Raw genomic sequence first — 223 nt, forward strand, 5'->3', positions numbered from 1 at the left:
TAACCTGCTGGTCGTTGCGGCCCAGAAATTCCAAGTTGCCATCCGGCAGGTAGCGAGCTAAATCTCCTGTTTTATACATCCGTGCACCCGGTTTATCGTTAAACGAATCGACCAGGAAACGTTCAGCAGTCAATTCTGGCCGGTTCAGATAGCCCCGCGCCACACCCGCGCCACCAATATACAATTCCCCCACCACACCCAACGGTACAGGACAGCCAAATTT

General features: G+C 52.9%; 1 protein-coding gene. It reads right to left on the reverse strand.

Translation table 11 applies throughout. From position 1 onward, the window contains the following. A partial coding sequence (locus ABR397_RS24815; RefSeq protein ID WP_350307987.1) for a hypothetical protein occupies positions 1-223 on the reverse strand: 223 nt, incomplete at both ends.

It is taken from the genome of Photorhabdus viridis, assembly GCF_040256935.1.
In the GTDB taxonomy this organism is placed as follows: Bacteria; Pseudomonadota; Gammaproteobacteria; order Enterobacterales; family Enterobacteriaceae; genus Photorhabdus; species Photorhabdus viridis.